This window comes from Achromobacter sp. Marseille-Q0513, from assembly GCF_018195695.1.
Classification (GTDB): Bacteria; Pseudomonadota; Gammaproteobacteria; order Burkholderiales; family Burkholderiaceae_B; genus Achromobacter.
The window spans coordinates 1-327 of the sequence record NZ_JAGTJY010000655.1 but is presented as its reverse complement, the minus strand read 5'-3'; the positions used below and the strand labels follow the sequence as shown (position 1 = coordinate 327).

The window sequence follows — 327 nt, the reverse complement described above, 5'->3', positions numbered from 1 at the left end:
GGCCCTCCAGCGTCAGCGCGTCGTCCAGCCCGTAGCGGCCCGATGCGCTGAAGGCCGGCGCGTGGTCGTAGTCGAACGAGCGCACGCTGAACTGCCGCCGCACGAAACCGGCTTCCACCGAATAGCTGGACAGGCCGCGCGCCAGCAGCCGCGTGTCCACGTACAAGGGCACCGTCGTCGCGATGCTGCGTCCCAGCGCGTCGCGCGTGACGATGGTGGCCTGCCCCGCGCCGGTGATGCCGGGTATCTGGTTGACCACGAAGGGGCCGGCCGGCACGTTGCTGGAGTACTGCTGCACCCCGTTGATGTACAGCGCGATCGAGGACG

1 protein-coding gene is annotated in these 327 nt (G+C 69.7%); it reads right to left on the bottom strand.

Annotated features, from left to right (window positions below; all coding sequences use genetic code 11):
• Positions 1-327, bottom strand: a 327-nt coding sequence (locus tag KDH83_RS32175) for a fimbria/pilus outer membrane usher protein (RefSeq protein WP_212323275.1), incomplete at both ends; no start/stop codon positions are given.